This is a genomic window from Achromobacter sp., from assembly GCF_057314935.1.
On sequence record NZ_DBHKZA010000158.1, the window covers coordinates 1 to 5,512 of the forward strand.

6 protein-coding genes are annotated in these 5,512 nt (G+C 68.6%); 1 reads left to right on the plus strand and 5 read right to left on the minus strand.

Features of this window, described 5'->3' with window-relative positions:
• On the plus strand, nucleotides 1-710 hold a 710-nt coding region (gene ygfZ / locus ACO6D5_RS29345; RefSeq protein ID WP_485827337.1), incomplete at its 5' end, for a CAF17-like 4Fe-4S cluster assembly/insertion protein YgfZ.
• A 26-nt stretch (nucleotides 711-736) separates the two neighbouring features.
• On the opposite strand, the gene ACO6D5_RS29350 is transcribed toward ygfZ, so the two are convergent.
• The 5 genes from ACO6D5_RS29350 to ACO6D5_RS29370 all read right to left on the minus strand — a co-directional run bounded on the left by ACO6D5_RS29350 (nucleotide 737) and on the right by ACO6D5_RS29370 (nucleotide 5,260).
• Entirely contained in the window at nucleotides 737-1,426 is a 690-nt protein-coding gene (locus tag ACO6D5_RS29350; protein WP_315845915.1) for a VIT1/CCC1 transporter family protein, read from the minus strand.
• A 74-nt stretch (nucleotides 1,427-1,500) separates the two neighbouring features.
• Nucleotides 1,501-1,938, minus strand: coding sequence for a PaaI family thioesterase (locus ACO6D5_RS29355; protein ID WP_315845914.1), 438 nt, complete (start codon nucleotides 1,936-1,938; stop codon nucleotides 1,501-1,503).
• Between the two features lies 1 nt (nucleotide 1,939).
• Nucleotides 1,940-2,830, minus strand: a complete 891-nt coding sequence (gene mmsB / locus ACO6D5_RS29360; RefSeq protein ID WP_315845913.1) for a 3-hydroxyisobutyrate dehydrogenase — start codon at nucleotides 2,828-2,830, stop codon at nucleotides 1,940-1,942.
• Nucleotides 2,831-2,933: 103 nt separating this feature from the next.
• Nucleotides 2,934-4,109, minus strand: coding sequence for a 3-hydroxyisobutyryl-CoA hydrolase (locus ACO6D5_RS29365; RefSeq protein WP_315845912.1), 1,176 nt, complete (start codon nucleotides 4,107-4,109; stop codon nucleotides 2,934-2,936).
• Nucleotides 4,106-5,260, minus strand: coding sequence for an acyl-CoA dehydrogenase family protein (locus tag ACO6D5_RS29370; protein WP_485827338.1), 1,155 nt, complete (start codon nucleotides 5,258-5,260; stop codon nucleotides 4,106-4,108). The genes ACO6D5_RS29365 and ACO6D5_RS29370 overlap by 4 nt, the downstream gene beginning before the upstream one ends.
• Nucleotides 5,261-5,512 lie beyond the last annotated feature (252 nt).

The window sequence follows — 5,512 nt, forward strand, 5'->3', positions numbered from 1 at the left end:
TGATCAAGCGCCTGTCGATGTTCGTGCTGCGCGCCAAGGTCAAGCTGGCCCCCGCGCCGCTGAACGTCGCGGGCGTGCAGGCAACGGCCGAAGACGCCGCCGCGCTGGAAGCCGTGACCGGCGCCTTGCCGCGCGCCGCATGGCAGCGCGCCGACCTGCCATCGGGCACCTGGATCGCCGCGCCCTCGGCCGACGGCCGCCTGCGCTGGTGGTGGATCGCGTCCGACGAACAATTGAATGAGGCCGCCCCGCTAGCTGCCGTGCTGGGTTTGGCCCCCGCCTCGCAATGGCAGGTGGCGGACCTGGCCGCCGGCATCCCCTGGATCGCCACGGCCACGCAAGACGTGTTCATCCCGCAGACCGTCAACCTGGAACTGATCCAGGGCGTCAGCTTCACCAAGGGCTGTTATCCGGGCCAGGAAGTCGTGGCGCGCAGCCACTACCGCGGCACCGTCAAGCGCCGCATGGCTTACGGCACCATTGCTGACGCCAGCCTGCTAGGCGCGGCGTTGGCGGGCGTGGACGTGTTCGACGCCACCCAGCCCGGCGAGCCGATCGGCCGCGTCGTGGATGCCGCCAGCGAAGCCGGCGTCGCCTCCGTACTGTTCGAAACGACGCTTGCCGCCCTGCCCGAAGGCGACCTGCGGCTGGGCGCGGCGGACGGCCCCCGCATCGCCCCGGCCCCGCTGCCCTACTCGATCACGCCCTAAGGCCCTTCCGGCGCCCGGCGCCGGTCTTACACGGCCACGCCGAACAGGGCCCCGACGGCGGCAGTCGCCGCCATCGCCAAGGCCCCCAGCACCGTTACGCGCAACGCCGCGGGCGCCTTGGGCGCGCCCCCGGCCCCGGCGGCCAGCGCGCCAAGCGCCGCCAGGCAAACCACCGACGCGCCGATCACCCAAGCGATCAGCTGCGGCACCGGCGCGGCCGCGGCCACCGCCAGCGGCAATGCGGCGCCGCCGGCGAACGAGGCCGCGGACGCCACCGCGGCCTGCACGGGCTGCGCCCGGTTGTGGATCGAAATGCCAAGCTCATCGCGCGCATGGGCGTCCAGCGCATCGTGGCGGGTCAGCTGGCGCGCCACCTGCGCCGCAAGGTCCGGCGTCAGGCCGCGCCCCACATAGATGTCGACCAGTTCGGCCAGCTCTTCTTCCGAATTGCCCTTCAACGAACGCTGCTCCAGGCGCAGGTCCGCGGCCTCGGTGTCGGCCTGCGACCGCACGGAGACGTATTCGCCCGCCGCCATCGACAGCGCGCCCGCCACCAGCCCCGCCAGGCCCGAGGTCAGGATGGCCCCGTGCGTGGCCTGCGCCGCCGCCACGCCGGTGATCAGGCTGGCCGTGGAGACGATGCCGTCGTTGGCGCCAAGCACGGCGGCACGCAGCCAGTTGCTGCGGAAGATCCGATGATGTTCTTTTGAAGGCATTGCGCGGCACCCATGCAGCGCGTGACAAGCGCGGCGCGCGCCCAGCCCGGAAGGCCGGACGCGCGCCGCCGGATTCATCGCGGCGTCACGCGTACCGCGGTAAGCAAGCCTATCACGCACATCGTGGCCTGCTCGCCTTCGTAGGCATGCACTTCGACCTGGCAGATCGACAGGCGCTTGCCCGGCTTCACCACCCGGCCGCTGGCGACAAAGCGGTCGCCCTTGGCGGGCGCCAGGAAGTTCATCTTGAACTCCGAGGTCAGGACGTCTTCGCCGGGCCCGAACAGCGTGAAGGCCGCATAGCCGCCCGCGCTATCCGCGATCGTGGTGGAAATCCCCGCATGCAGGAAACCGTTCTGCTGGCAGAGGTCCGCGCGATAAGGCAGCAGGATGTCCACCCTGCCCGGCTCCACCACGTCCAGCCCGGCGCCCAGCAGCCGCATGATGCTCTGCTGCGCGAAGCTCGCCTTGACCCGCGCCGCCGGGTCGGACGGAGACTGATGGCCGCTCATGTCAGTCCTGCTCGCGCTTGACCAGGTTGACGATGCTGGAGAAGTCCAGCTTGCCCGAGCCGCCTGAACTGTGCAGCGAATACAGGTTGCGCGCGAGTTCGCCCAACGGGATGGAGGCGCGTGCCGACAACGCCGCCTCGGCCGCCAGGCCCAGGTCCTTGAGCATCAGGTCGACACCGAAACCGCCCGCGTAGCCCTTGGATGCCGGCGCATGGTCCATGACGCCCGGCCAGGGGTTGTAGAGTTCGGTCGCCCAGTTGCGCCCGGAGCTCTTGGCGATGATGTCGGACAGCACCTTCGGGTCCAGCCCGTTGGCCACGCCCAACGCCAGCGCCTCGGACGTGCCCGCCATCAGGATGCCCAACAGCATGTTGTTGCAGATCTTGGCCACCTGGCCGGCGCCCGCCGGACCCGCGTGGAAGATGTTCTTGCCCATCTTCTCCAGCACGGGGCGCGCACGCTCCAGGGCAGCCTCCTGGCCACCCACGATGAAGGTCAGCGTGCCCGCGGCCGCGCCGCCCGTGCCGCCCGACACCGGGGCGTCGATCATGGCGATACCCCGCACGTCGGCCGCCTGTGCCACCTTGCGCGCCGAATCCGGCGCGATGGTGCTGCATTCGATGACCAGCGCGCTGGACGAAATCTTGCCCAGCAGGTCTTCGCCCAGGTACAGGCCTTCGACGTGCTTGCTGGCCGGCAGCATCGAGATCACCACCTCGGCGCCCTTGACGGCTTCGGACGCGGACGCGGCAGCGCGCGCGCCGGCGTCGGTCAGCAGCTTGACGGCGGCCGGCACCAGGTCGAACACCGTCAGGCTGTGGCCGGCCTTGACCAGATTCAATGCCATGGGCGCGCCCATGTTGCCCAAACCGATAAACGCGATACTGCTCATGATGTCTTGTCTCCTGTTGCTATTGCTGTAGGTATGGATTCATCGTGACCTGCATGACGGAAATCTTGGGGTGGCCGGCCCGCCAGGCGAACCGGCCGGCGCGTCAACGCCCTTCCTGGCCCAGATCGGCCAGGGGATGCGGCTCGCCAGCGGGCCACGGTTCTTCGAAGAACTTCTGCACCCAGGCATCCGTCGCCATGTCCAGCACGGCGGGATTCCAGTGCGGCTTCTTGTCTTTGTCCACCAGCAAGGCGCGGATGCCTTCGGCGAAATCGCCGTGCGCCGTGCAGGCCAGCGCCGCGATGTACTCGGCGCGGAAGACGTCGTCCAGCGACCGCAGGCGCGTACGTTGCTGCAACGCGAAAGCCAGGCGGACCGAGCCCGGCGAACCCGCCAGCATCGTCGTCGCCGCGCGCGCCAGCCACGGATCCGCGTGGTCCTTCAACAGCGCCAGCTCTTCATAGATCTCGTCCAGCCGATTGCCGTTGCACAGGTTGTTGATCAGGAACGAGTGCTGGCGCAGATGGCCCGGGTCCAGCGGCGTCTGCGGTTCCAGCGCGGTGAGCGCGCGGCGCAGCAGGCCGTCGTTCATGGAACGCGGCGCGAGCGACGATTCCGGCGCCCCCGCGGCCTGCCCGGCCCAGGGCTGCTCTTCCAGCGAGGCCAGCAGCTTCGGCCAATCCGCATGGTTCAGGCGGAAGTCCGCCAAACCGGCGAAAAAGGCGTCGGCGGTGTTCATATGGGCGCCCGTCAGGGCCAGGAACAAGCCGATGCGGCCCGGCATGCGGTTCAGCAGCCAGCTGCCGCCCACGTCGGGAAACAGGCCGATGGACACTTCCGGCATCGCCAGGCGCGAGGTCTCGCTCACCACGCGGTGGCTGGCGCCCATCATCAGGCCGATGCCGCCGCCCATGACGATCCCGTGCCCCCAGCACAGCACCGGCTTCGGATACGTGTGGATGCGGTAGTCCAGCCGGTATTCGTGCTCGAAGAAGCGGCGCGCGTAGGCGTTGCTCCAACCACTCTTGCCCTGGTTCTCACCCATGCTGCGGTACAGGCCGTGCAGGTCGCCGCCGGCGCAGAACGCTTTCTCGCCCGCGCCTTGCAAGACCACCAGGGCCACGCCCGGATCGCGGGCCCATTCGTCCAGGCGAGCCGCCAGCAAATCCACCATTTCCAGCGACAGGCCGTTCAGGGTCTGCGGCGCATTCAGCGTCGCGATCCCGAACCGCATGCCGTTCGCCGCACTTCTTTCTTCGAACAACACCGGTGCATTCATCTTATGTCGGCTCCTTTTTCCAACAATTGGCGGGCAATGATCACGCGCATGATCTCGTTGGTGCCCTCCAGGATCTGATGAACGCGAGTATCGCGCACCAGACGCTCCAAGGGATAGTCCCGCAAGTATCCGTAACCGCCATGAATCTGTTGCGCATCCAGGCAAATCTGGAAGCCCATGTCCGTCGCGAAGCGCTTGGCCATGGCGCAGTAGGTCGCCGCATCCGGCGCGCCCGCATCCAGCTTGCAGGCGGCCAGGCGCACCATCTGGCGCGCCGCCACCAGATGCGTGGCCATGTCGGCCAGCTTGAACTGCAGGGCCTGGAACTCGGCCAACCGGCGGTTGAACTGCCGGCGCTCGTCCATGTAGCGGCGGGCGGCGTCCAGCGCGCCCTGTGCCGCGCCCACCGAGCACGTGCCGATATTGATGCGGCCGCCGTCCAGGCCCTTCATGGCGATCTTGAAGCCCTCGCCCTCCTGGCCCAGCAGGTTGCCGGCCGGCACGCGGACGTTTTCGAACGTGATGGGGCGCGTGGACTGGCTGTTCCACCCCATTTTCTCTTCCTTGCGGCCGTAGCTGATGCCCGGGGTATCGGCCGGCACGGCGAACGCGCTGATGCCGCCCGCCCCCTCGCCGCCCGTGCGCGCCATCACCACCAGCAGGTCGGTATCGCCGCCGCCCGAGATGAAGGCCTTGGCGCCGTTCAGCACATAGTCGTCGCCGTCGCGCTGTGCCCGGGTGGACAGGGAGGCGGCGTCCGAGCCGGCGCCCGGCTCGGTCAGGCAGTACGACGCCAGCTTCTGGCCGCTGGCCAGTTGGGGGCCCCAAGCCTCGCGCAGCGCGGGCTGCCCCCATTTGCCGACCATCCAGGTGGCCATGTTGTGGATCGTCAGGAAAGCGGTCGTCGACGGATCCACCGCCGCCATCTCCTCGAACACCAGCGTGGCGTCCAGACGCGGCAGGCCCAGGCCGCCGATCTCTTCACTGGCATAAATGGCGCAGAAGCCCATCTCGCCCGCCCGGGCGAAGGCCTCGCGGGGGAAGATGCCTTCGGCGTCCCAGCGCGCGGCGTGGGGCGCCAGTTCGCCCTCGGCGTAGTCGCGGGCGGCCTGCGCGAACGCGCGCTGCTCGTCGGTCAGTTCCAAGTCCACAGCCTGTCTCCTGTTGTAATCAGTATTGTCTGTTGGCGTTGCTGCCGTCTCGTGAACGTCAGCCTGTCGATTTTGGCATGACGTTAACGTAAACGTAAGTGTGAAACCGTGTTTATGTTACGCCGGATGCCGCGGCGCGATTTGTCTTATTGATGACAATGTCGGCCGGCGGGGCAGGCTCGGGCTGCCCGAGCCGCCACGCGCGCCCTAGAGCAGCCCGGCCGGACGGACCCGGCCGTTCCTGGCTGTCTT